At 62.9% G+C, this 24,343-nt stretch carries 22 protein-coding genes and 6 tRNA genes; 5 read left to right on the top strand and 23 right to left on the bottom strand.

What is annotated here, in order from left to right; genetic code table 11:
- Window positions 1-31 precede the first annotated feature (31 nt).
- The 8 genes from VF769_RS17245 to VF769_RS17210 all read right to left on the bottom strand — a co-directional run bounded on the left by VF769_RS17245 (window position 32) and on the right by VF769_RS17210 (window position 7,492).
- The gene (locus VF769_RS17245) at window positions 32-1,204 is read right to left on the bottom strand and encodes an acyl-CoA dehydrogenase family protein (RefSeq protein ID WP_331009669.1); all 1,173 of its coding nucleotides are present in this window, start codon (window positions 1,202-1,204) and stop codon (window positions 32-34) included.
- On the bottom strand, window positions 1,201-2,268 hold the full coding sequence (locus tag VF769_RS17240; protein ID WP_331009668.1) for an FAD-dependent oxidoreductase: 1,068 nt from the start codon (window positions 2,266-2,268) through the stop codon (window positions 1,201-1,203). The genes VF769_RS17245 and VF769_RS17240 overlap by 4 nt, the downstream gene beginning before the upstream one ends.
- A gap of 70 nt (window positions 2,269-2,338) precedes the next feature.
- Complete coding sequence (locus VF769_RS17235; protein ID WP_331009667.1) at window positions 2,339-2,995, bottom strand: hypothetical protein; 657 nt, start codon at window positions 2,993-2,995, stop codon at window positions 2,339-2,341.
- Between the two features lie 34 nt (window positions 2,996-3,029).
- Window positions 3,030-4,262 carry a patatin-like phospholipase family protein gene (locus VF769_RS17230; protein ID WP_331009666.1) on the bottom strand — a complete coding sequence of 411 codons (1,233 nt, stop codon included), beginning with the start codon at window positions 4,260-4,262 and terminating at the stop codon, window positions 3,030-3,032.
- A gap of 36 nt (window positions 4,263-4,298) precedes the next feature.
- Window positions 4,299-5,507 carry a bifunctional folylpolyglutamate synthase/dihydrofolate synthase gene (locus VF769_RS17225; protein WP_331009665.1) on the bottom strand — a complete coding sequence of 403 codons (1,209 nt, stop codon included), beginning with the start codon at window positions 5,505-5,507 and terminating at the stop codon, window positions 4,299-4,301.
- A complete protein-coding gene (locus VF769_RS17220; RefSeq protein WP_331009664.1) occupies window positions 5,504-6,502 on the bottom strand; it encodes a hypothetical protein in 999 nt (332 codons plus the stop codon). The genes VF769_RS17225 and VF769_RS17220 overlap by 4 nt, the downstream gene beginning before the upstream one ends.
- A gap of 36 nt (window positions 6,503-6,538) precedes the next feature.
- Window positions 6,539-6,614, bottom strand: a tRNA-His gene (locus tag VF769_RS17215).
- Between the two features lie 74 nt (window positions 6,615-6,688).
- Entirely contained in the window at window positions 6,689-7,492 is an 804-nt protein-coding gene (locus VF769_RS17210) for a M48 family metallopeptidase (RefSeq protein ID WP_331009663.1), read from the bottom strand.
- Between the two features lie 197 nt (window positions 7,493-7,689).
- On the opposite strand from VF769_RS17210, the gene VF769_RS17205 reads away from it, so the two are divergent.
- Window positions 7,690-7,765 (top strand) — tRNA-Phe (locus VF769_RS17205).
- A 127-nt stretch (window positions 7,766-7,892) separates the two neighbouring features.
- Entirely contained in the window at window positions 7,893-9,632 is a 1,740-nt protein-coding gene (locus VF769_RS17200; protein ID WP_331009662.1) for a D-aminoacylase, read from the top strand.
- A 34-nt stretch (window positions 9,633-9,666) separates the two neighbouring features.
- Here VF769_RS17200 and VF769_RS17195 read toward each other — a convergent pair.
- The 5 genes from VF769_RS17195 to VF769_RS17175 form a co-directional block, all read right to left on the bottom strand.
- Window positions 9,667-9,743 (bottom strand) — tRNA-Asp (locus tag VF769_RS17195).
- 79 nt (window positions 9,744-9,822) lie between these two features.
- Window positions 9,823-10,362: a hypothetical protein gene (locus tag VF769_RS17190; protein WP_331009661.1), complete on the bottom strand. Its 540-nt coding sequence runs from the start codon at window positions 10,360-10,362 to the stop codon at window positions 9,823-9,825.
- A 144-nt stretch (window positions 10,363-10,506) separates the two neighbouring features.
- Window positions 10,507-10,581, bottom strand: a tRNA-Val gene (locus VF769_RS17185).
- A complete protein-coding gene (locus VF769_RS17180; RefSeq protein ID WP_331009660.1) occupies window positions 10,572-11,378 on the bottom strand; it encodes an ion channel in 807 nt (268 codons plus the stop codon). The genes VF769_RS17185 and VF769_RS17180 overlap by 10 nt, the downstream gene beginning before the upstream one ends.
- Window positions 11,375-11,836 carry a GFA family protein gene (locus VF769_RS17175; RefSeq protein ID WP_331009659.1) on the bottom strand — a complete coding sequence of 154 codons (462 nt, stop codon included), beginning with the start codon at window positions 11,834-11,836 and terminating at the stop codon, window positions 11,375-11,377. Before VF769_RS17175 ends, VF769_RS17180 begins: the two co-directional genes overlap by 4 nt.
- Before the next feature lie 53 nt (window positions 11,837-11,889).
- Here VF769_RS17175 and VF769_RS17170 point away from each other — a divergent pair, with 53 nt between their 5' ends.
- On the top strand, window positions 11,890-13,110 hold the full coding sequence (locus VF769_RS17170) for a CaiB/BaiF CoA-transferase family protein (RefSeq protein WP_331009658.1): 1,221 nt from the start codon (window positions 11,890-11,892) through the stop codon (window positions 13,108-13,110).
- Window positions 13,111-13,187: 77 nt separating this feature from the next.
- On the top strand, window positions 13,188-13,541 hold the full coding sequence (locus VF769_RS17165; RefSeq protein WP_331009657.1) for a YMGG-like glycine zipper-containing protein: 354 nt from the start codon (window positions 13,188-13,190) through the stop codon (window positions 13,539-13,541).
- A 57-nt stretch (window positions 13,542-13,598) separates the two neighbouring features.
- Here VF769_RS17165 and VF769_RS17160 read toward each other — a convergent pair whose 3' ends face one another.
- From VF769_RS17160 to VF769_RS17115, 10 genes are all read right to left on the bottom strand, one after another.
- Window positions 13,599-14,063, bottom strand: a complete 465-nt coding sequence (locus VF769_RS17160) for a chemotaxis protein CheW (RefSeq protein WP_331009656.1) — start codon at window positions 14,061-14,063, stop codon at window positions 13,599-13,601.
- A gap of 13 nt (window positions 14,064-14,076) precedes the next feature.
- Window positions 14,077-15,498, bottom strand: a complete 1,422-nt coding sequence (locus VF769_RS17155) for a PAS domain-containing methyl-accepting chemotaxis protein (RefSeq protein ID WP_331009655.1) — start codon at window positions 15,496-15,498, stop codon at window positions 14,077-14,079.
- Window positions 15,499-15,632: 134 nt separating this feature from the next.
- A tRNA-Pro gene (locus VF769_RS17150) sits at window positions 15,633-15,709 on the bottom strand.
- 45 nt (window positions 15,710-15,754) lie between these two features.
- Window positions 15,755-16,228 (bottom strand): DUF192 domain-containing protein, encoded by a 474-nt coding sequence (locus VF769_RS17145; protein ID WP_331009654.1) that lies wholly within the window; start codon window positions 16,226-16,228, stop codon window positions 15,755-15,757.
- Between the two features lie 51 nt (window positions 16,229-16,279).
- A tRNA-Glu gene (locus tag VF769_RS17140) sits at window positions 16,280-16,354 on the bottom strand.
- A gap of 83 nt (window positions 16,355-16,437) precedes the next feature.
- Window positions 16,438-18,237 carry a single-stranded-DNA-specific exonuclease RecJ gene (recJ, locus tag VF769_RS17135; RefSeq protein WP_331009653.1) on the bottom strand — a complete coding sequence of 600 codons (1,800 nt, stop codon included), beginning with the start codon at window positions 18,235-18,237 and terminating at the stop codon, window positions 16,438-16,440.
- Between the two features lie 135 nt (window positions 18,238-18,372).
- Complete coding sequence (gene glpX / locus VF769_RS17130; protein WP_331009652.1) at window positions 18,373-19,323, bottom strand: class II fructose-bisphosphatase; 951 nt, start codon at window positions 19,321-19,323, stop codon at window positions 18,373-18,375.
- Entirely contained in the window at window positions 19,320-20,627 is a 1,308-nt protein-coding gene (locus tag VF769_RS17125) for a homoserine dehydrogenase (protein WP_331009651.1), read from the bottom strand. The genes glpX and VF769_RS17125 overlap by 4 nt, the downstream gene beginning before the upstream one ends.
- 4 nt (window positions 20,628-20,631) lie before the next feature.
- The gene (locus tag VF769_RS17120) at window positions 20,632-21,828 is read right to left on the bottom strand and encodes an LL-diaminopimelate aminotransferase (protein ID WP_331009650.1); all 1,197 of its coding nucleotides are present in this window, start codon (window positions 21,826-21,828) and stop codon (window positions 20,632-20,634) included.
- A 55-nt stretch (window positions 21,829-21,883) separates the two neighbouring features.
- Entirely contained in the window at window positions 21,884-22,201 is a 318-nt protein-coding gene (locus tag VF769_RS17115) for a hypothetical protein (protein ID WP_331009649.1), read from the bottom strand.
- A 112-nt stretch (window positions 22,202-22,313) separates the two neighbouring features.
- Between VF769_RS17115 and phaC the strand changes: the two genes are divergently transcribed.
- Window positions 22,314-24,320, top strand: coding sequence for a class I poly(R)-hydroxyalkanoic acid synthase (phaC, locus tag VF769_RS17110; RefSeq protein WP_331009648.1), 2,007 nt, complete (start codon window positions 22,314-22,316; stop codon window positions 24,318-24,320).
- The last annotated feature ends 23 nt before the right edge of the window (window positions 24,321-24,343 follow it).

Raw genomic sequence — 24,343 nt, 5'->3', positions numbered from 1 at the left:
GGGATGTATCGGTGCGCAATCGCAACGAGGATCAATAGCTCTTCGGCAGACCCAGCACGCGCTCGGCAATGAAGTTCAGGATCATCTCGCGGCTGACGGGCGCGATGCGGGCAATCATGGCTTCGCGGAAATAGCGCTCGACGAAATATTCCTTCGCGTAGCCCATGCCGCCATGCGCGAGCACGGAGGCTTCGCATGCATGGAAGCCGGCTTCGGCGCCGAGATATTTCGCGGCATTTGCTTCGGCGCCGCATTCCTTGCCGGCGTCGTAAAGCGCGGCGGCCTTAAAGGCCAGAAGGTTCGCGGCCTCGAGTTCGGCCCAAGACTTGGCGAGGGGATGTTGAATACCTTGGTTCTGCCCGATCGGACGGCCGAACACGACGCGCTCCTTCGCGTATTGCGCAGCGCGCCTGAGCGCCGCGTGGCCAAGTCCAATGGCCTCCGCCGCAAACAGTACGCGCTCCGGGTTCAGACCCGTGAGCAGGATTTTGAAGCCCGCGCCCTCTTCGCCAATCAATTCAGCGTTCGAGACTTCAAGGTCTTCAATGAAGAGCGTGTTGCACTCCACCGCCTTGCGGCCCATTTTCGGAATGGGATTGGCTTCGATCTTCGAGCGATCAAAATCAGCGTAGAAGAGCGACAAGCCTTCCGTCGGCCGCTTCACTTGATCCTTCGGCGTGGTGCGCGCGATCAGCATGATCTTGTTCGCGCGTTGCGCGTTCGTCGTCCAAATCTTGCGGCCGCGAATGCGATAGCCGGTATTGGTGCGCTCCGCGCGCGTCTCCAGGCTCGATGTATCGAGACCGGAGTTTGGTTCGGTGACGGCGAAACAGGCTTTGTCCGTGCCGTCCATCGCGGGCGGCAAGAAGCGCGCTTGCTGCTCTTCGGTGCCGAATTTGACGATTGGCATCAGGCCGAAAATGTTGAGATGGATGGCGCTCGCGCCAGAGAAGCCGGCGCCCGACTGCGCCACCGTCTGCATCATCAGCGCAGCTTCCGTGAGGCCGAGCCCCGCGCCGCCGAAACGCTCCGGCATCGCCACGCCGAGCCAACCGCCCGCGGCGATATCGGCGACGAACTCCTCCGGAAATTTTCCGCTCTCGTCCGTCTTCAGCCAATAATGGTCATCGTATTTGGCGCAGATCTTTTGGATCGCTTCCTGGATCGCGGCTTGCGCTTCGGTGAGTTCAATGCCGATGGTCATGGCGCCTCAAATCTGGATGGCGCGAGGGCCGCCCAAGCGGGCTCGATCTCGCGGCCGAAAACATACGCACTAATGATCTCTGCCGTAAGCGGCGCCAAGAGCCAGCCGTTGCGTGAATGCCCTGCCGCCACGAAAACGTCGCCCGTCGGGCCAATCATGGGCCATCCATCCGGCGACATGGGGCGAATACCGGCCCACGCGCGCCCTTCGGCTTTCACCTCGCCCGGCAGAAACGCCCGCGCCGCATCAAGCAGCGCATCCACTTTGCTTTCGTCGACGCGCCTGTCGTAGCGGCCCGGCTCCATGGTTGAGCCAATCACTACGTCCTCGCGGCGACGCACCATGTAGAACCCGGGCGCATGAAGATTGGGCCCGAGCGCTGCGTCAGTCTCCACCGCGACCAGGTGACCTTTGGTGGGTTGCACATGCTGCAACGCAGGCGCTGCACGCATCAACTTGTCCGTGGCCCAGACGCCGGGCGCCAGGACGACCGAGTCCGCTTCATAGACCCGATTGTCGTGCGTCATCACGGCGCTCTCGGTGACGTTCTCGACGTCGCGATGATATTCGATCACCACACCCATCGCGCGCGCTTGCATTGCAAGCCCGGTCAGCACGCGCTGCGGATCGGCTGTGCCTTCGTCGCCAATGAAGAATGCGTGTTCCAGCTTCTTCTCGACGCCAAGGCGCTTACGCGTTTGGCCGGGATTGAGCGCGCTGACATCAAGCCCCAGACGTTGCACGTTGCGGAGGAAATTCTGCGCGTCCTCGGCATTCGCGCGGATGTGCACGCCGCCGTCGAATCGCACGCCATCAGCCCATTCGGCGCCGGGTCGAAATTCACGCCAGAGCTTCAGTGATTCAATGGCGAGCTGCTCGTGCGGCGCAGGCGCGGCGTCGAGCACGGCCAACATGCCAGCCGCGGCGGCCGATGCGATCGGTCCGAATGGCGAGGGATGCTCAGCCTCGGCCTCAAGCAGCGTGACCTGCGCGCCGGCGATGCGCAACCGCACGGCGCAGAACAAGCCGATGACGCCGCTGCCGACGATGACCACCTTCTTCATGCGCCCTCATGTCCACCCTGGGGCGGAGGCGCGCAAGGCCGGTGCGGCAGCCGGTCGCGTGAAATCGCGCTTAGCGCTTCTTCGATTTCGCCTCGGCGGCGACAGCGCCGCTCACGGCGACGATGGCTTCGAGACCCGCCGTCAGCAGCGCTTCCGGGGCGACGGCGCGGCCGGTCAGTTTTGAAAGCTTCGTGGCCGCGGCTTCCAGTTTGGCCCAATGCTTAGCTTCGATGCGCACCGTCTTAAACGCGGGCGTCTTGGCTTTGCGCGCGGTTGCGACATTGGCGCTCTTCCGCGTCGCGGCGATCGCCTTTTTCATGTTGTCGACGTGTGCGCGGTCCTTGTCCTTCTCTACTTCGGAGAGCTGGGCGTACGGCTTGAACAGCGCCTTGTCTAAACTCTTATCGTGTTTGTTACGGGCGATCCATGCCTTGTGCACTTCGATCGCCGCGGCCTCACGATCGTTCGGGAATTTCATCACGGCCGCGTACGCATCGCGCGCCGCGTTCTTGTTATCGGCCTTCGCGTTCGCGTGCAGCTTCGACCATGGTTGATTGATATCAACCATAATGCCGCCGCGCTGGCGCATGCGCGGCTTGCCCTTTTGCTCAGGATTCGTCTTCAGTAATTGCTTGCGCCACGCATCGTGCGAGCGCCCCGCGAAATAGTCGACCGCCGCTTCCATTCGCGGATCAACCTTGGTTTGCTTCTTCTTAAGCGCGGCCATCGTCGGACCTTAACAAAAACTCGTAAGACCTTCGTTAGCCGGCGCGCCATTCGGCGAGATCGAATTTCGGATCGGGGTACGTTGCGTCCACATAGGACTTGCCGGCCGCGACGCCGATCTCAAGCAGAAGCTCCATATTGGCCTTCTTGCCATTATCCATCAGGTCGAGGCCTTCGAGCGTGATGGCGTCGAGCTCGCGGCCCAGCATACGCTCCAAGGTCGTCATCGGCGGAACGGGATCGGTGCGTTTCTTGGCGCGCGGCTTCACCTCAAGCGTCACATCCATCCGCTGATAATCCAGTAGCGGCTCGCCCGTGATGCAAACGCCGTTCATGTCGCCGATTTCGGAATTGATGCGCCATGGTTTGCGCGGGTTCGAGAACGCCTGCATCAGCATGACGCCCTGCACCTGCGTGTCGTACACCATCGCGCGCAGCGCGTGGACTCCGCGTAGGCCGGGCGGCAGCCCTTGAAACGCTTTCCCATCCACGGTGGGCCGGCGCATCCCCGTGCCGCAGGACGTCATCATCAGATTGTCCGCGCCGGACTTCCAACCAAACTTGTACGAAGGCTCCAGCGCCAACATGAAGAGCTGCAAGCTTGGATTATTGTTCGCGCTTACGGCGCCATCGACGAAGAAACCCTTCTGGATCGGACGGCGCTTTTCATCGAACTCGACATCGATGGTGATCTCATCGAAGAAGGTCGGCGCCGCAGCGCTCGCGAGCACGAGGTCAACTAAGCGATAGCGCTTGTTGGGAAACACACCCCCTTCGGGCGGCGGATCGTAGAATACGCCTAGAGGGTGATTGGTGACGACCCAAGCCGAGCCCGTATCAATCCGCTTAGCGTGGATGGCGAGGCCGGTTTTGATGTCCTGCGAGCCGAGCGTCTTGGTCGAGAGCACGGATTGCAGCGCGCGGCGCAGTTTCTTCGACTCGAACTTCGATTGCAGGAAGACGCCGTCGCCGGCTGTCTTGCCGAAGACCTCGGGGCCGAGCTTCATGTAAAGCTCGATCATCTCATCGATGCTCAAGCCCAGCGACAGACCCGACGCGATGATCGCCCCCGTCGAGGTCCCGCCAATCAGATCGTAATAGTCGGACAGTCGAAACGAAGGATCGCCACCCGCGCGGCGACGCAATTCATCTTCCAGCGGCTTGAGCATGCCGAGCGTGAGCACGCCCTTCACCCCGCCGCCGTCGAGCGACAGAATGCGCTTGGCCCCGGTGTCGGGCGACAGGTGCTCGAACAGCGTTTTGGGCATTGGTCCCCTCGCCGCCCTTGTAACCCGCCCGGCGGATCAAAAGAAGGCCAAGCTGGCCGGATCGCGGCCAAGGTGGATCGCGCGGAACTCCGCCGCGAGAAAAAGCCCGCCAGCGACGAAAATTGCGCGCCCCCTCGCCTTGGAAAGCGCCAAGCGGCGCGCGTCGGCTACGGAGTCCGCGATGATTATTTCGGCATCCGCATTCGCCGCCTGGGCGTACCCGGCGATCTCAACCGGCGGCGCGCCCTTGTGGTGGGCTGCGGCGCAGATAATTGTGGAAAAACCGGGCGAGAGAGCGGCGATGAGATCGCGCGCATCTTTATCGTATGACGCGCCGCACACCAGCACAGCCGGTTCGGCTATCGACGCAAAACCGTCACGCGCTGCGCGCACCCCCGCCGGCGTGTGCCCGACATCGATGACAATGAGCGGATCGTCGCCGATGCGCTCAAGTCGACCAGGCCAGCGCGTGTTTGTTAACGAGGCGCGCGCACGCGCGTCGCTGATCTCGCGCACATCTCGCGCGAGACTGAGAGCAAGGGCCAAATTCCGCCGCTGATGCACACCCGGCAACGGCGCCTGCAGCGTGGACTCACCCACCCAGTCCGCGCGCAGGCCACGCGTGGCACAATGGGCTTCAATTACCGCGCGCTCGCTTGCGCAGCTCTCGCCGATGAAAGCGCGAGCTCCGGTCGGGGCCGCATCCAGCTTGTCGCATGCGATCTCCGCCAACGTGTCGCCCAGGAGCTGGGTATGCTCCAGATCAAGCGAGGTCAGAGCGACACGACGCGCCGCGATCAAACGTACGGGATCGAGGCGTCCGCCGATGCCGGCCTCCCACACCGTGTGCGCGCAATCACGCGCGGCAAACCAATCAGCGGCGATCAAGAACAGAAACTCGAACCCGCCGACATTGGCCTGCTCGCCGACGGCCTCAATCGCCGCCGCCACGCGGTCCCAATGCCGCTGCAGATCGGCGTCGGAAATATCCTCGCCATCGACCCGGAAACGTTCATTCAGATCGAACAGGTGCGGCGAGGTGAAGAGCCCGACGGGCGCACGCACGTCCTGCAGCAGCGCCGCGCACAGCGCCGCCGTCGAGCCCTTTCCGTTTGAGCCGACAATCACCACCCCTTGTTCGCCGAAGGCGGTAAGATCGATTTCGAGCCGCGCGGCGATCTTCGCCACGCGATCCAAGCCGGGCCCAGCGCCAAACTTGGGATACGGGACGCGCCATATATTCATCGTAGCGCCGCCGCGAAATTCGCTTTCCAAATTTCGATGATCAGATCCCAACGACCAGCATCTTCAAGGGTCGCGATCATCGGATTGGAATTGACCTCGATCACAACGAGGTCAGGGCCGTCGCTGTCTGGGGAAACATCGAACATGTCGACGGCGGCAAGCCGCAGCCCCACCGCATCCGCCGCAGCCAACGCGAGACGCGCCATTGCCTCGGGCGCACTGTCGTACACGCCTTCATCGCCGCCCCCCGCCGCGCGATTGGCGGGCCCTTCAAGCGTCAAACGTTCGCCCCTGCTGGGTACTGTCTCCGCGCTCACAACATGGCCGCCCGCGTCGCGCGCACGTATTCTCGGCGGCGGTGCATCAGCATCGCGCGGAAGCAACGCCACGAGGTCACGCACGCTTGATGTTCCGTCGCCAACCACACTTGGCAAATGTTTACGATAGGAAAACAGCACACGCCCTTCGAGCACGAACACACGATACTCGGCGCCGCGCACGTAGGGCTGGATCAGCACGGCGAAATGCTCGCGGGAGACGCGACCCATATATTCTTCAAACGCGGCCGCGCTCTCGATGATTTCCGCATAGAGCCCGTTCGACGCCGCCAATGGTTTGCAGAACACGGGTAGCGCGGCGGCGCGCACGTAAGCCAAGGCGTCCGCAGGTTCGCGCCCCGGATGGCGCAAATCCGACCACCGCGACGTGACGAAGAACTTTTCTCCGGCCAGGACTGGCACTCCAGCACGCCGAAGCACTTCAGCGCAGAACGCCTTATCCCGCGCAATCGACGCGGCGCGCGTATCGTTCAGCGCATAGGGCGTGCCAGCGCCCGCCGCGAATTGCGCGCACCGCGCACCATCTCGCACCTCGAAAAGATAACCGTCCGCCCCATCGAGCGAGCGAAACTCGAACCCGCACGCTGCCGCCGCACGCGCCGCGTAGCGCGCGTGGGCGCTCCGAAAGTCTGGCAAAGGTGGGGGCTCGATCGACACGGCTCGGAGGCGCCTGATTGCGAAGCAAGCGGAGGATGGTACCGCCTGCTGGGCTTGAACCAGCGACACCCGGCTCCACAAACCGGTGCTCTACCAACTGAGCTAAGGCGGCACTCTAGAAGCCTGAGCCTCCAAGGGCGCGGAAACTAGCCGCGCCCCCTCCCGGAAGCAAGGCGCATGCTGGGCTTAAACCGGCCCCCAACCCTGCTGATTGATGTAATTGCGCAGCCGCTGGATGCGGTTGTCCGGATCAGGGTGGGTGGACAGGAATTCGGGCGGACGCGCGCCGCCGCCCGCCTGCATCCGTTGCCAGAACGGAATGGATTGCCGTGGGTCATAGCCGGCGCGCTGCATGTAATTGATGCCGAGAATGTCGGCCTCGCTTTCTTGTTCCCGCGAGAACGGGAGACTCAAGCCCACCTGGGCGCCAAGACCAAGCGCGGCCATGGCCAATTGGCTGTTGATCTGCGAACCGGCGACTTGCAGCGCCGTCTGCGTCGCAGCCTCGCGGCTATAGCGCTCGGCGGCGTGACGACCGGTGACATGGCCGACTTCGTGGCCGAGCACCGTCGCCATCCAATCGTCACGCTCGGAAATCTCATATAAGCCGCGATAGAAGCCGACTTGCCCGCCAGGCAGGACGAAGGCGTTTTTCTCCGGACTGTCGAACAATACGAACTCCCAATTCTGGTTGCCGCGTCCGGCCGCGTTCACAACGCGCCGCCCAACGGTTTCCAGCCGGCGCTGCGCGGCGGCGTTATTCCAGCTCCGGGTCTGCTGGCGCATCTGCGCCCAGGCGCTGAGCGAGGCCTGCTGCAATTGCGCTTCATCGATCAGGATCAGCTGGCTGCGGCCCGTTTCGGCGTTGGTGGCGCAGCCAGCCACCAGCACCAGCGTTCCCGTCGCCAGACCGCGCAACAGCAGACGACGATCCATCTTGGCGACATCGACCAGCTTCGGTCCGGTCTCGGCGGCATGATGTTCACACATTTGGTCTTCCTCCCACGCCGCGCGGCCAGCCCGCGCAGGGCTATTTTCTGCCCCAACGCGAGCGAGGCAAGGCCAGTTTCGCCTCCCCGCAAACTTATGCGTTGGGACGCGGAAGCGACGTGGACAAACCGGGGCAGGCGCCGCTATAGACCCTCTCCCCGCCGGCCAGGACCGACCCTGCCGGCTCAAGGTGGTTCGCCTGGGTAGCTCAGTCGGTAGAGCAGCGGATTGAAAATCCGCGTGTCGCTGGTTCGATTCCGGCCCCAGGCACCATCCCCCCTTTCACCCAGAACGACATCGTGCTGCAGCGGCGAACGCCTTCGCCTGCCCCGCCGTCAGCGATTGCATTACACTTCAGATCGGGTCTCACTGTTTGAATACAAAAAAAGGGAGAGGCGCGATGCATGATCTGGTCATCCGCAACGGGACGGTCGTCGATGGGACGGGCGCGCCGCGATTTGTTGCTGACGTCGCAATCGACGGCGGCTTGATCAGTGCGATTGGGCCGAACCTGCCACGCGGCAGGCAAGAGATCGATGCGACGGGCAAGATCGTCGCGCCCGGCTGGGTCGATGTGCATACGCATTATGACGGCCAAGCCACCTGGGATCAGGAAATGGCGCCCTCCTCCTGGCACGGCGTCACCACGGTGGTGATGGGCAATTGCGGCGTGGGCTTCGCGCCAGCCAAGCCCGACAAGCACGATTGGCTGATTGGCTTGATGGAAGGCGTGGAAGACATTCCCGGCACGGCGTTGGCCGAGGGCCTCACCTGGAATTGGGAGAGCTTCCCGGAATATCTGGACGAATTGGAGCGGCTGCCGCGCACCATCGATGTTGGTACGCATGTCCCCCATGGCGCGGTCCGCGCCTATGTGATGGACGAGCGCGGCGCGCGCAATCTGGAGCCGACCGAACACGAGATCGCGCGCATGTCCCAAATCGTGGAGGAAGGCTTGCGCGCCGGCGCGTTGGGCTTCTCGACTTCACGCACGATTTTGCATCGCTCCATTGATGGCGAATTGGTGCCAGGCACGACGGCGACAAAGGAAGAGCTGATCGGCATTGGCCGCGCGATGGGCCGCGTCGGCTATGGCGTGTTCGAAATGGCGTCAGATCTGAAGCGCGAGTGGAATGAGTTCGAGTGGATGGGCGATCTGAGCCGCGAAACCGGCCTGCCCGTCACCTTCGCGGCGCTGCAATCGATCGCCAAGGAACTGCCGCTCGACGAGCAAATCTCTGAGATGCGCGCGCAGAACGCCCGTGGCGCTAACATCGTTGCGCAGATTGCGTTGCGTGGGAACGGCATCATCATGGCGTGGCAAGGCACGGTGCATCCGTTCCGCTTCCGCCCGGCCTGGACCGAGATCATGGATAAGCCGTGGGCCGAGCAGCTCGCGCACCTGAAGGACCCCGCGTTCAAGCAGCGCATGATCACGGAAGAGAACGTCTTCCCGGAAAGCGACCTTGTTGGCCTGATGATGGTGATCTCCGGCGGCTGGTCGCTGCAATACGAGATGGGCCCGGATTTCAATTACGAGCCAACGCAAGCCGATACGATCGCGGCGCGCGCCGAAGCGGCGGGCGTCTCGCCAGTGGAGTACGCGTATGATCTGCTGATGCAGGATGAAGGGCGCGGCTTCATCTATTTCCCGATCCTCAACTACGCTGATGGCAATTTGAATTTCCTTGAGGCGCTGCAGACATCGGACGACACGGTGAATTCGCTGTCGGACGGCGGCGCGCATTGCGGCACGATCTGCGACGCGGCTTCACCGACCTTCATGCTGCAGCATTGGGTGCGCGATCGTGCGGGCCAGCGGATCACATTGGAGAATGCGGTGAAGCGGCAATGCCGCGACACCGCGCTGCTCTATGGTCTGTCGGATCGTGGCCTGATCAAGCCCGGCTATTTGGCCGACATCAATGTGATCGACTTTGAGAACATCAAGCTGGGCAAACCATGGCTGGCGTTCGATCTGCCCGCTGGGGGCAAGCGCTTGCTGCAGAAGGCCGAGGGCTATGTGGCGACGATCAAGTCCGGCGAGATCACGTTCCGGGACGGCCAATATTTGGGCGTGCACCCCGGCAAGCTGATCCGCGGGCCCCAGACCGCGCCTATGACCATGGCGGCGGAGTAAGCGCCGCACGTTCTCAATGTTTGGGACCACGCGATGGCGCGAGTGACGGGGCTCGAACCCGCGACCTCCGGCGTGACAGGCCGGCGCTCTAACCAACTGAGCTACACCCGCGTCTCTTCGCGAGAGGCGCGGAATTAGGCCAAGCCGTTCGGGTGGTCAAGCCGGCGGACGGCCTTTGTGGCTGTTCTCCCTAGGGCGTATTGTCCGGCTGGCTCGCCGCTTGTGGCGCGCGCATGGGATCATCCCAGCGCATGGTGGGCGAGGTCACCCGCAGCAGCGCCTCCAGGCGGTCGTTCGGGAGAATCTGCTCCGCCCCGCCCTGCCCGGCGACGCCGACGAACACCGCGCCTGTGCGCGCATCAATCGCCAACACAGATCGCCCGTGGGCGCAGCCAGAGATCGCGCACCCAGAGAACACCAACGCCTCCGCGCCGCCCCCGGAGGCGACCACTGCCGGTTCCTGGACGGCCATGCCGGCGTCAAACCGGGCCCGTTCGGCCTCGTTCAGGTGAAGTGAAGCCAGTGAATACCGCCCCATCTCCGGGGCGTTCAGCACTTCGGCGTAGGTGCGCCCCGCATATGGTCGGATATCCGGATCGAGCCCCGGAGCAGCCTCGGCGGCCGAGGGGGTTGGCGCCACCTCGGAAGGCACGCCTGACAGGCGGTCACAGGCGACGACGCCTATCGCGGCCAATACGGCCAATCCAATCCGGCACCCGACCCAACGCATGGATGGACTCATACCCCGGCTCGCCGGCCAGGCGAAGGCACTTATCCACATTCGGGCGACGAAGTGAGGTGGGCCAGCCGAGTTTCGACCTAGATCGTCGTCCGCCCTGGCTCAGGCTTTTGGGGGCCAAGGCGCTCGATGAGGTGGTGGGCGGTGAGGGGATCGAACCCCCGACCCTCTCGGTGTAAACGAGACGCTCTACCGCTGAGCTAACCGCCCTCCAGGTCGCGCCTTCTGACCGCAAGCGCGCGCCGACGCAAGGGTGCGCCGAGTTTCTCCCCGCACGCTTTGCAGAATTTCGCGTCCTGGTCATGCCGATCAAGACCACACGTGTGGCAAGGGATGATTTTGTGAGAGCTGGCGAACGCCTTCTGTGCGATCGAGAAGAATAGACTGATGCCGGTGATCATCAGGACCACCGAGAAGAAGCGCCCTGCGGCGGTGTCGATCGTGATGTCGCCGTAGCCCGTCGTCGTCAGCGAAGTGACGACGAAGTACATCGCATCGACGAAATTGTTCAGTTTGGGATGTTGGCCAAGGAACACAGCCTGCGTGAAACCTGCGGCCATGAAGATGAACACGAACAGCGTAACGATCGCCTTCGTCAAATCCTCGACACGCGTCTCGTCAAATCGTCCACGCGCGAGCACATTCCAGAAGCGCTCGCTGTGTACGATCGTCCACAGCCGCGCGATGCGCAGGAAGCCCCAATTGTAGAGCACCGTTGGAAAAAGTAAGGTGGCCAAGACGACGAGGTCGATCCACGTCGTGGGGTATTTCAGCCAACGCTTAAGCGTCCCAAAGGCAAACAATCGGGCGAACAGATCAATCGCGAGAAATATGGCGATCGCTGCATCGACCAGCCAAAACCACGGCTGCGCCGCAATGAACTGACTGCCGATGAAAAACCCGATAATCAGCAGGTCAAGCGCAAGCAGCACGCCTTGGAAACGCAGAGCACGCTGCGTGTGCCCGAAATAGAGCGCCCGCACGCGCGAGCGAAGCCGCGACCTCATGAGCTTTGATTGACCTGCATGCTCGCAAAGAACGCGGCCGCGTCGGCGCTCTCGCCGGTGCGTTCGCTTTTCACGTCTTCACAGAACTTCACCCAAGAGACGCGGCTTTCGACACCGTACTGCATCACTATCGGCGCGGCATTCGGGTCATCAAGCGAGCCCGTCGTCACGTAGATGCGGGCTTCGGGCATATCGTAGGCGAAAGAAAGCGGCGTGCCGCAGGCCGCACAGAACCCCCGCTTGGCCAAATTGGAGCTGGCGTAGAAGGTCGGCGCCCCCTTAGTCCACGCGAACCCGGATTTCGGCGCGCCAGCAAGCGCCGCGAACACTCCACCCGTCGCACGCTGGCACATGCGGCAATGGCAGACGTGGCTGTTTTGGGGGGCGACATACATTTCGTAGCGCACCGCCCCGCACTGGCACCCGCCTGTGGCGATCGGCGTTTTGACTTCGCTCATGGCTCCGCTCTACCACCGCGTCCAATGGGCGCAAAGCGACAGGCGACGAGTTCATGAGCGAGACCAACCCCAAAGCCGCCTTGCAGGGCGTACGCGTGCTCGATTTGTCGCGCGTGCTGGCTGGCCCGTGGGCGACGCAAATTCTGGGCGACTTTGGCGCTGAGATCATCAAGGTCGAAAAGCCCGGCGCAGGCGACGATACGCGATCGTGGGGTCCGCCTTTCTTGAAGGGCGAAGGCGGCGCGCATGGCGACGCGGCTTATTATCTTGCGGCTAATCGCAACAAGCGCTCCGTCACCATCGACTTCGCCAAGCCCGAAGGCGCCGCGCTGGTGAAGCGCCTTATTCCGCATTGCCAAATTCTGGTGGAAAACTTCAAGACCGGCGGATTGAAGAAGTACGGGCTCGACTATGAGAGCGTGCGCGCCCTCAATCCGTCCATCGTCTATTGTTCGATCACGGGCTTCGGCCAGAGCGGTCCTTATTCCAAGCGTCCCGGCTACGACTACATCATCCAGGGCATGGGTGGCCTGATGAGCCTCACCGGCGAGCCAATGGGCGAACCGATGAAAAGCGCCGTGGCCGTCGCCGATCTCTTCACCGGCATGTACGCCGTCACCGGCATTCTCGCCGCGCTAAGACACGCCGAGCGCACCGGCGAAGGCCAGCACATCGATGCAGCCTTACTCGATACGCAAGTGGCAATGCTCGCCAATCTCGGCGCGAGCTATCTGGTGTCCCACGAAAAGCCCACGCGCCTCGGCAATCAACACGCCGCCATCGCGCCCTACCAGGTGCTGCCGACGTCAGACGGCCACATCATCCTTGCCATCGGTAATGACGGGCAGTTCCGCGATTTCTGCGAAGCCGCCGGGGTGAGGCTCTGTGACGATCCCAAATTCGCGCACAACGAAGCACGCGTGCACAATCGTGTCGAACTCACCGCCGCCCTCACCACGATCATGCAACGCAAGAGTACGGCGCAATGGGTGGCTGCGCTCGAAACCGCACAAGTACCCTGCGGCCCGATCAATACTCTTGATCAAGTCTACGCCGATCCGCAGGTCGTCGCGCGCCACGCCGTGGAAAGCGTAACGCGCAGCGACGGCACAGAACTCAAGCTCGCCGCCAATCCGCTGCGCATGAGCGCCACACCGCCCACCACCCATGCAGCCCCGCCGACGCTGGGTGAGAACACTGATGCAATGCTAACGGAACTTCTTTCGCTGAGCGAAGCGGAACTCGCACGTTTGCGTGAAGCAAACATCATCTAGCCGCCCTCCACAGCGCGCATCGGAACGCACGCCGCCAAACGGCGTTTCAAGGCTCGAAGCTTTGAAGGAGAGTTCTCATGCGCGTAACCTTGATCGCGTCGATCGCCTCGGCGGCCTTGCTTGCCGCTGCGTGTACGCAGACCGGCAACATGGAGCGCGGTGCAGCGACCGGCGCAGTGCTGGGCGGCGTTGCCGGCGCTGTGATCGGGAACAATGTCGGCGATGGCGATGCGGAAACCGGTGCGGCGATCGGCGCGGCCGTGGGCGCTGTCGGCGGCGCCTATGCGGGCTGCGTGCGCGATGGTCGCTGTGGCGGCGGTCAGCAATATGTGAATACGCGCCAATATTACGATCAGCGCAGTGGCCGCTATTATTTCCGCGACCCGCAATCCGGTCAGTATTACTACGAGAACGGTCAGCCTTATCCGTGAGACTGACACGAGCGTAGTTGGCGCCGCGCCTCAGCTGAGACGCGGCGCTTTTTTGCTTTAGGCAGCCAGCGATACGTCCCGTGGCAGCACATTCTCCAGCACGATCCAGGTGATCAGGCGCTCGCCCTCGACCAGGATGCCCTTTACGAATGAGCCGTCGCCATCAACCACGGCTGGCGGGGGCTGTAGCGCGTCAGCGCCCGCTGTCATGATTTCGGACACTTCATCAACGAGGAGGCCAACCAGGCCTTCGCCCATGCGCACGACGATGATCGCGTTGCGCGCGCTCACTTCGGTGGGCCCGAAGCCCAGGCGATCCGCGAGATCAAGGATCGGCAGCACGGCGCCGCGCAGATTGATCACGCCACGCACGAACCGCGGCGCTTGCGGCAATGGCGTCGCCGCCGCCCAGCCGCGAATTTCGCGCACTTCCTGAATGTCGATGCAATATTCTTGGCCCGCAATGCGGAAGAGCATCAGTTCCATCTGACCTTTGCCCCCGTGCACATCCTCGCGCAGCATGTTCGTTTCTCCATCAAGCGCGACGGCGCTGCCCCTGCGCCGAAGAGCTACGCGGTTGCCAGGTTTGCACCACAGGAGCATTCGCCACCGTGAAGCGCGCCATCAGCGCCGCGAGTTGCTCGGCGTCATGCGCCAGCGACGTGCTCGCGGCCGTGCTCTCCTCGACCATGGCCGCATTCTGCTGCGTCATCTGATCCATTTCGTTAACGGCGCTGTTGACTTGCTTCAGCGCGGTGGCCTGTTCTTGTGACCCAGCCGCGATTTGCTCAACGATTTGGGAAATCTCGGAAATCTGGGCCACGATACCACGCAAGGACTGGCCGGTGGCGTTCACCAGCTCGACCCCCTTCTCCACTTCGTCGGCCGCCGTAGAGACCAGAATCTTAATCTCCCGCGCCGCTTCGGACGAACGCTGCGCCAATCCGCGCACTTCGCTGGCCACTACCGCGAAGCCCCGGCCCGCCTCGCCCGCGCGCGCGGCCTCGACGCCGGCATTGAGCGCCAGCAGATTGGTCTGGAACGCGATCTCATCGATCACGCCGATGATGCGGCCGATCTGGCCGGAGGAGCGATGGATCTCTCCCATCGCGGCCACCGCCGTCTGAACGATCTCACCCGAGCGCTCACCCTCTTGCTTGGCCTGACGCACCACAGCATTGGCGTGGTTGGCGCCTTGGGCGGTTGTGCCAACGGTCGCTGTAACTTCATCGAGCGATGCGGCGGCCTCTTCGAGATTCGCAGCTTGTTGCTCGGTGCGGCGCGAAAGCGAGTCCGCGGCGCTCGCCAAATCTTGCGTGCCGTTCTGCATACCGCGCGCGACGTCAGCCGCGGCGCTAATGGCCTCATGCATCGCGGAAATGGCGGCGTTGTAGTCAATACGAAGCCGTTCGTAGCTCTCGGGGAAGGCATCATCGATTGAGGCGGTGAGATCACCGTCCGAGAGGCGCTTCAGCGCCTCCGCCAACGCCGCGACGACGCTGTTTTGCTCTGCTTCTTTTGCCGCGCGTTCGGCTTCCAATTGAATGCGCCGTTGTTCCTGCGCCGTCACGTCCGAGGCGATCTTGATCACTTTGATCGTCTTGCCTGCGTCATCGAGCACCGGATTGTAGGACGCCTGGATGTAAACCTCGGCCCCAGACTTCGCGACGCGCCGGAAGACTTGCGAATAAAACTGCCCGTTCTGCAGCTTACGCCAGAACTCACGATACGCCTCGCTCTCGCGCTCCATCGAATCCATGAAGATGCGGTGATGTTGACCGACGATCTCGTGGAGGCCATAGCCCATCGCGCCAAGAAAATTGTCATTGGCCCAAAGGATGGTGCCATTGGGCTCAAACTCGATCAGCGCTTGTGATCGCCCGATCGCCGCCAGCTTTGCCTCGATATCCCTCGTGCGCGTTGCTTCCGCCGCCGCTTCTGCGCGTCCTGAGAACATGCCCATCTCGCCCGCCCCTCTGCCTTTTGGCCGTGCCGGTCGGATGGTGACCCAAATTGGGTTAATAGAATGCACGCTACAGGTGCATCCAACCCGGTGCGCGCATTAATTGCCATGACTCAAGTAAAAGGGGTTGGTCGGGGCAGAGGGATTCGAACTCTCGACATCCAGCTCCCAAAGCTGGCGCTCTACCAGGCTGAGCTATACCCCGACTGGGCGGCTCTGTTGCCACGGGCGGGCGCGCACCGCAACGCGTTTACTGGAAGATGCGGTGCCGCACGCGGTCCCCAGGTCGGATCCCAAGTTCCTCGGCGCGTCCTCCACGGATTTCCAGGACTCCCCGCGTTAGCCCCGAGGATGGGATCGGCGCGTCGGAATACGGCGTCGTCCGCCCGGCAATGTTTAGAACGCGCCCATCCGTTCCGACGAAAATGATGTCCAGCGAGATCATCGTGTTGCGCATCCAGAAGCTGGCGTGTTCAGGCTGCTGGAAGTGAAACAGCATGCCGCGGTCATCCGCCAGACTACGACGATACATGAGACCCTGATTGCGCTCGCGCTCATCGTCGGCGATTTCGACGGTAAAGTGTACGGGGCCATTGGCCGTTTCGACCGTGAGCTGCTCCAGCTCCAAGCCTGACACGGCGTCGACGCGCGGCGCGGGCTGTGCACAGGCCGCCAGACCAAGCGCCAACACCAAACCCAGTGCACGTACGGCTTTAAACAGCATCAGAGGTCCCCTGTTAGGGGCGCTTCTAGCACGAGAGCGAAGGCGGGAAAGTGGCAGGCCCTAGGGGAGTCGAACCCCTCTTTTCAGGTTGAAAACCTGACGTCCTAACCGATAGACGAAGGGCCCGCGTGGCCCGCCCAAGTTGCCCTGGGCGCGCGGGAGACGGCCATATAGAGGCGCCCGACCGCCCTGGCAAGCGCCCCGCAGCGCTAACTTTTGGCCTCCGCCAGATCGACGATTTCCACCTCCGCCCGAACATTGCCGTTCCAGTCGTTCCGTTTGACCCGGACCGCGGCATGGTAGGTCCCATCCTTTTTCATCATCGCCTCACCCAGGGGGCTCTTCATGGCGCGAAAGGCGATGCCGCCGATGCGCGCGCCGCGTGTATCTTCGAGTGTGAAGCGAACGTGATCCTCCTTAACGAGCTTGGCGAAGGAGACGCGCACATTCGGCAGCGCAAAGAGCGGCTCGGGATGCCCCTGCCCATAGGGGCCAATACGGTCGAGCGCATCGATGAGGTCGAGGTCGAGGGCGCCAATCGCGCCTGCGGCGTCCACGGATAACGCCCGCGCTTCGCCGGCGGACGCCGAGAGCTCGCCTGCGAGCCGGTCGGACAGGAATTCCTTCAGCGCTTCGACTTTGCCCCACTCCACTGTGAGGCCAGCCGCCGCCGCGTGCCCGCCGCCATTAATCAGCAGCCCGGCCTCCTTCGCCGCGGCAACCGCTGCGCCGAGATTGACACCGGGCGTTGAGCGCCCGGACCCTTTCGCCGGCTCGTGCTCGCTCACACCGCCCAGCACGATAGTCGGCTTCATCAGCCGATCCTTCAGGCGACCTGCTGCAATGCCGATGACGCCTGGATGCCAGCGATGCGAGCCGACAATGACGACGTTGTGCTTCTCCGCTTCCGCGATCGCGTTGGTTTCGGCTTCCGCGAGCATTTCCGCTTCACGTTGACGACGCTCTTGGTTCAGCGCCTCCAACGTCGCGGCAAGCTCCCGCGCTTCGTCAGGATCTTCCGTGGACAGCAAGCGTGTTGCGAGGGACGCATCGCCAACGCGGCCGCCTGCATTGATGCGCGGCCCCAGAATGAAGCCAAAATCATAGACGCTGGCTTGCCCCTTGCGGCCAGCATTCTCCGCCAGGGCGGCCATGCCGATATTCTTGCCGTTGCGCAGCACTTTGAGGCCTTGGGCCACGATTGCGCGATTGAAGCCGGTCAGCGGGGCCACGTCGCAGACTGTCCCAATCGCGGCCAGATCGAGCATCTGCATCAGATCGGGCAGATTGTTCGAGCCAATTGATCCACGCCGCCGCGCTTCGCGATTGATGGCCGCCATCGCCACCAGCACGACGCCCGCCGCCGTCAAATGGCCTTGGCCAGATCGATCGTCCAAGCGGTTGGGATTCACCACCGCCCGCGCCTTCGGCGGCGGCCCACTCATCAAATGGTGATCAAGCACGACGACATCGATTCCGAGATCGGCAGCCGCATTCAGCGGCCCCTCCGCCGCCGCGCCGCAATCTACGGTGATGACAAGCTCCACGCCCGCCGCCTTCAAACGCTCGAACGCAACGATTGAGGGGCCATAGCCCTCAGTCATGCGATCCGGCACGTAGATTTTCAGCTCGCGCCCACGCGCACGAAAATAGCGCACGAGTTGGGCGCCGGACGAACCGCCATCAACATCGTAGTCGGCGAGCACGGCGCACGAGCGCCCGCTCACGATCGCATCCTCGATCACGCGGGCCGCCTCATCCATGTCCTGGAAGGTGGAGGGATCGGGAAACAGCGCCTTCAGCGTAGGCTCAAGGAAAGTCGGCGCGCTTTCCATCGAAACGCCACGCGCCGCCAAGAGTCGCGCCGCGATCTCCGGTAACGAGTACCGGCGACGAAACGCCTCGACCAAACCGAGATCAGCGTCGCGGGAGCGCCAGCGCCGCCCTGTAAGCGAGCGCTCAACGCCAAGAAACGCCGTGCCCGTCTCCAGCTTCAACGCGGCGCTCATGATTGTCTAACCGAATCGCTCTGGCGCATGGGCGAGCATCGCACACGCAGCTGCCTGCCGGAGCCCCATCCGCGCCTCTGACGGTGTATTACGAGCGGAACCCGCAAACCCAGCATCAGGCGACGGGGGCGGCGATCAGGCGACCGGCTGCTTCAACCGCAGATCGGCCACCGTACGCGTCGCCGAATTCATGACGATGCTATTCGTGTGCACAATCCCGGCGACGGATTTTACGCCGTCGAGAAGCGATCCTGTGGTCACGCCCGTGGCGATGAAGATGGCGTCAGCACTCACCAATTCGTCCAGCGTATAGCGACGCTTCAAATCGCCAATGCCGGCGTGCTCGGCGCGCTGACGTTCCTCATCGTTGCGAATGACGAGCCGCCCCTGAAACTGCCCGCCGACGCACTTCAGCGCGGCCGCAGCCAGCACGCCCTCGGGCGCGCCGCCGGAGCCGACATACATGTCGATCCCAGTCTCCGGATTCGTACAATTGATAACGCCTGCAATGTCGCCGTCGCCGATGAGATGCACCCGCGCGCCCACCGTGCGTAGCGCCTCAATGATGCCGCCGTGCCGCGGACGGTCGAGTACACAGACGCCGATATCCTGCACCGTCACGCCTTTCGCCCGCGCCAAAGCGCGCACGTTCTGCTCCACCGGCTTGTCGAGATCGACGACACCTTCTTCGTAGCCTGGTCCGATCGCCAGTTTGTCCATGTAGGTGTCGGGCGCATGCAGCAAGCCGCCTTTTGGCGCCAGCGCGATCACCGACATGGCGTTAGACTTGGCCTTGGCCGCGAGGGTGGTGCCTTCGAGAGGGTCGAGTGCGATGTCGAGCGCGTGCCCCACCCCCTTGCCGACTTCCTCCCCGACATAAAGCATCGGCGCTTCGTCGCGTTCGCCTTCGCCGATGACGACGCGGCCCTTGATGGGGAGCGCATTCAGCGCCGCGCGCATCGCATCGACCGCTGCCTGATCCGCCGCTCTCTCGTCGCCTCGTCCGGTGAACTGCGCCGCCGCAATTGCTGCAGCTACTGGCGCACGAACCGCGGCAAACGCGAGATCGTCGGTGATGGCGTTCATCCCTTACTCCAGGTCCGTGCTCTGTGGCCGGATTCTTCTATCGGCATAACGTACGGGGCTTCAGCGACAACATCGAGACGCTGAATCGCGTCCACAGCTTTCTCCAATGCTGCACGTGCACACGATTGGGTCGTGAGCACGATCGGCACCGATGGCCCCTCGTGACCCGGCATTTGCAGGAAGCTCTCGATTGAGATGCTCTCGTGAGCGAGGCGATCGGAGACCGCAGCCACAACCCCTGGCTTATCCAGCACCATGAGGCGCACGTAGAAGCGACCAAACTCGGCCGGCGCCGCGCGCGGCGCTTCCGCAAGTTGCGCCAGCGGGCGACCAAACGCATAGCCGCTGCGGCCCTCCGCCAGATCGAGCATATCCGCTGCGACCGAAGCCGCCGTTGGCCCCTCGCCGGCGCCGCGGCCGATGAAGGTGAGTTGGCCGACAGGATCCGCATCCACCACGAGCGCATTGAGAGAGCCGCCGACGTTCGCCAACGGATGATCAAACGCCAACAGCGCCGGGCTCACGTGCATCGACACGGCGCTGCCGTCGAACGCGCCCTTGGCGATTAACTTGATGCGATAACCGAGCTTGCCGGCAAGTCTGATATCGGTCAGCGAGACACGCTCGATGCCCTCGATCCGCACATGGTCGTAGTCAGGTCGCGAGCCGAAGGCGATCGCCGAGAGGATCGTCAACTTGTGCGCGGCGTCAAAACCGCCGACATCCGTGGTTGGATCGGCTTCGGCGTAACCTAAGCGTTGCGCGTCCGCGAGCACGTCTTCAAACGAACGGCTGGCCTGCTCCATCTCGGTGAGGATGTAATTGCAGGTGCCATTGAGAATCCCCGCGACTGCGCTCGCACGGCAGCCGGCGAGGCTTTCCTTGACGGCTTTCACCATAGGCACGCCGCCGCCGACGGCGGCTTCAAACAGCAATTTCGCGCCGGTGCGTTCGGAAATTTCCGCGAGGCGCGAACCATGCACAGCGAGCAGCGCTTTGTTGGCCGTGATCACGTGCGCCCCGCGCTCGAGCGCGGTTTCCACGGCGCGCTTTGCGGGGCCGTCCGAACCGCCAATAAGTTCAACGAGAACGTCGATCTCGGGGTTGGCCGCCAATTCGACCGGATCGTCGAACCATTGGTAACGCGAAATATCCACGCCGCGATTGCGCGTGCGATTGCGCGCCGACACGGCCGTGATTTCGAGCCTCTCGTTCAGGCGATTGGCGTCGTCGGCAAAGAGCTTCAGCAGCCCGCCGCCAACCGTGCCCAGGCCGGCCACGCCGACGCGGAGTTTCTTCGCCATCGTCTTACTCCGCCGCCGCAGCGTTCGATTGCAGGAACTTTTTCAGATTACGCGCCGCTTGGCGAATGCGTTGCTCATTCTCAACCAACGCGATGCGGACGTAATTGTCGCCGTATTCGCCAAAGCCCGCGCCCGGCGCCACGGCGATCTCGGAGCCTTCCATCAGGCGCTTCGAGAATTCGACCGAGCCTAGATGTCTGAAACGCTCCGGGAGTTCCGCCCATACGAACATGGACGCGCTTGGCTTCGGCAATATCCAGCCAGCCTTGGCGAACGAGTCGAGCAGCACATCGCGACGATTCTTGTAGATGTCGCGCATTTCGGCGACGCAATCCTGCGGCCCGTTCAGCGCCGCGGCGGCTGCCACCTGCACCGGCGTATAGGCGCCGTAGTCGAGATAAGATTTGACCCGCGCCAAGGCTGCAATCAGGCGCTCGTTGCCGAGCGCGAACCCAACACGGAAGCCGGCCATCGAATAGGTCTTCGACAAGGTGTTCACTTCAACAGCGACATCGGTCGCGCCTGGCACTTGCAGCACGGACGGCGGCGGGTCGCCTTCAAAGTAAATCTCCGAATAGGCCATATCGGAAAGCACGAACATTTCGTGTTTCTTGGCGAACGCGACGACCTCTTTGTAGAAATCGAGATCAGCCGTCTGCGCCGTGGGGTTCGCCGGATAACACGTGATCAGGGCGATCGGCGGCGGCACAGAATGGCGCACGGCGCGGCCAAGCCCGCTCAGATATTGCTCCGGCGAATGCGCTTCCACTGAACGGATGACGCCGCCGGCCATGATGAAGCCGAAGGCGTGGATCGGATAGGACGGGTTCGGCGCGATGATCACATCGCCCGGCGCCGTGATCGCTTGCGCGAGGTTGGCGAAGCCTTCCTTGGAGCCCAGCGTCGACACGATCTGCGTGTCGGGATTAAGCTTCACGCCGAACCGGCGCTCGTAATAGCCGGCCATCGCCTTGCGCAGGCCAGGAATGCCGCGCGAGGCTGAATAGCGATTGGTGCGCGGCTTGCGCGCGGTCTCAACCAGCTTCTCGACGATATGCGGCGGCACCGGCAGGTCAGGATTGCCCATGCCGAAATCGATGATGTCCACCCCCTGAGTGCGCAGACGCGCTTTCAGTTTGTTGACCTCTTCAAAGACGTACGGCGGCAGGCGGCGGATTTTGTGAAAGTCAGACGTGCTCATGGGCTCGGTAGGGATGCGGACCCGCGCGCGAGCGGATCACGTTAGGGAAGAAATATCAGGGCGTGTGCGACTGACGGGTCTCTTCGAGGTCGCGCTGGGCCTCTTCGAGAAACTCAGTCGGGCTTTCCGTTTGTGCGGCCGGAGCCGCTCGCGGATTGCTCCTGATCGCTTGACCAAGCGCCAGCATCTCCGCCTCGACCGCCGCCCAATGGGCTTGATCGACATTGGCGTCGTGCGTGCGCGGGACGGCATGCAAATCGGGATATGCTTCGTCCGCGGCCGCCGAGCGCTCGGCAAGCCAGTCCGGCGTTTCGCCGGCGCTGGCGCAACCTGCGGCCATGAGGCTCGCCGCTACGAAGATCGCTGCGCGCATTCCCGTCTTCCCTTGGGCTCGATTCCGGCCCCCTTTAGGTTCGTCTATACTAGGGTTCGCCTTTGCGCCACCAGGCGAAGCGGCATTACACTCCGGCCATAGGGAGAGCGCGATGACGGATGCTGACGGCGCAGAAACGGCCGCGGGACCGGTGGCCGGGGTGGAAACGCCCCCGGCGGCCGTAGCCGAGCCCGCAGCGGGCGCGAAGCCCAAGCGCAAGCGCGCCAGTAAAGCCAAGGCCAAAACCCAGCCGGCCGCCACCGTCGCGACGGAAGCCGCCGTCGCGGCCAAAGCGGCGCCGGCTCCGAAGCCGGTCGAGACCCCGCCCCCGCTCAACGAAGTCATCATGGCGCAAACGGCTGAGAGCCTTGCCGCGCTCTCCGCCAACCTCACCCAAGCGATGACACGGACCAACCAGGTCCTCTCCACCGCCTTCATCGACCAGGCCAAAGACCCCGCGAACTGGCAGCCCGATCCGCTCGGCATGCAGATGGCGCTGAACGAGGTCTGGTCGCATCTGGCGCAACAGCCGGAGACGCTGCGCGACGCGCACGCGCAGCTCTGGCAGCGCTACGCCGAGATTTGGCAAAAGCACGCGGCCTATATGCTCACTGGCAATCAGCCTGATGAAGGCCCGGTGCGCGACAAGCGCTTCAAGGATCCCGAGTGGCGCTCGAACCCAGCCTTCTCACTGCTGCGGGAGAGCTATCTGGCGACGTCGCAATTCATCACCGACCTGGTGGAAAAAGCGGAGGGCGTTGAAGAAGCCACCAAGCGCAAAGCCGTATTTTACATCAAGCAAGCCGTGGACGCGGCGTCGCCCTCCAACTTCCTGCTGACCAATCCGGCGGCGCTGCGCGCGCTTTTCGAAACTGGCGGCGAAAGCTTGCTGAAGGGCGTTGAGAATCTCGCCGAGGATTTGAAGCGCGGCGAAGGCATGTTGGCGATTTCGCAGACCGATCTCGACGCCTTCAAGGTCGGTGAAAATGTCGCCACCACGCCCGGCAAGGTCGTCTTCCGCAATCGCGTGTTCGAATTGATCCAATACAATCCGACCACCGAGAAGGTGCATGAAGTCCCGCTGCTGATTTTCCCGCCGTGGATCAACAAATTCTACATCCTCGATCTGCAGCCGAAGAATTCGATGATCCGCTGGCTCTTGGATCAAGGTCACACCGTATTCCTCGTGTCCTGGGTCAATCCGGACGAGGACATGGCCGATGTCGGCTTCGAAGATTATATGCGCGAAGGCATCTACGCCGCCGTTGACGCCGTGACGAAGGCGGCCGGCGTCGATCGCATGAACACTGTGGGATATTGCGTCGGCGGCACGCTTCTCGCGGCGACGCTCGCACACATGGCCAAGAAAGGCGACAAGCGCATCCAGAGCGCGACGTTCTTCGCCAGCCAAGCCGATTTCAAATACGCCGGCGACCTGCTCGTCTTCTCCGACGACGAAGGAATCAAATTTCTCGAAGGCGAAATGGATCAACATGGCGGCGTGCTGAGCGCACAGACGATGGCCAACACCTTCAATGCGCTGCGCTCGAACGACCTCGTTTGGAATTACGTGGTCGACAATTATTACATCGGCAAGCAGCCCCCGCCGTTCGACCTGCTCTATTGGAACGCCGATCAAACGCGCATGCCAAAAGCGCTACACCTCTTCTATCTGCGCCAGTTCTATCGCGACAACGCGCTGACCGAAGGCAAGATGACGGTCATGGGCGAGAAGCTCTCGCTCAAGGACGTGACCATCCCGATCTTTCTGCAAAGCTCCAAGGAAGATCACATAGCGCCGGCCAAGAGCGTCTATCGCAGCGCGCTCGCCTATGGCGGCCCAGTCGAATACATCATCGCCGGCTCCGGCCATATCGCGGGCGTAATCAATCATCCCAGCGCGCAGAAATATCAGTATTGGACCAATCCAAACCTCAAAGGCGCGCTCGAAGATTGGCAAGCCTTCGCCACTGAACACCCCGGCTCCTGGTGGCCACACTGGGACGCCTGGCTCACGCGCATCAGCGGCGAAGATGTTGACGCGCGTAGGCCGGGCGACGGCGAACTGCAGCCGTTGTGCGACGCGCCGGGCGAGTACGTGAAGGTGCGGTCGGAGTAGAACTCAGAGACACTCTCCCTTGC

Origin of the sequence: Vitreimonas sp., assembly GCF_036392335.1 — a bacterium.
Lineage (GTDB): Bacteria > Pseudomonadota > Alphaproteobacteria > Caulobacterales > Aquidulcibacteraceae > Vitreimonas.
The sequence above is the reverse complement of the archived record's forward strand: the minus strand, read 5'-3'. Positions and strand labels throughout refer to the sequence as shown.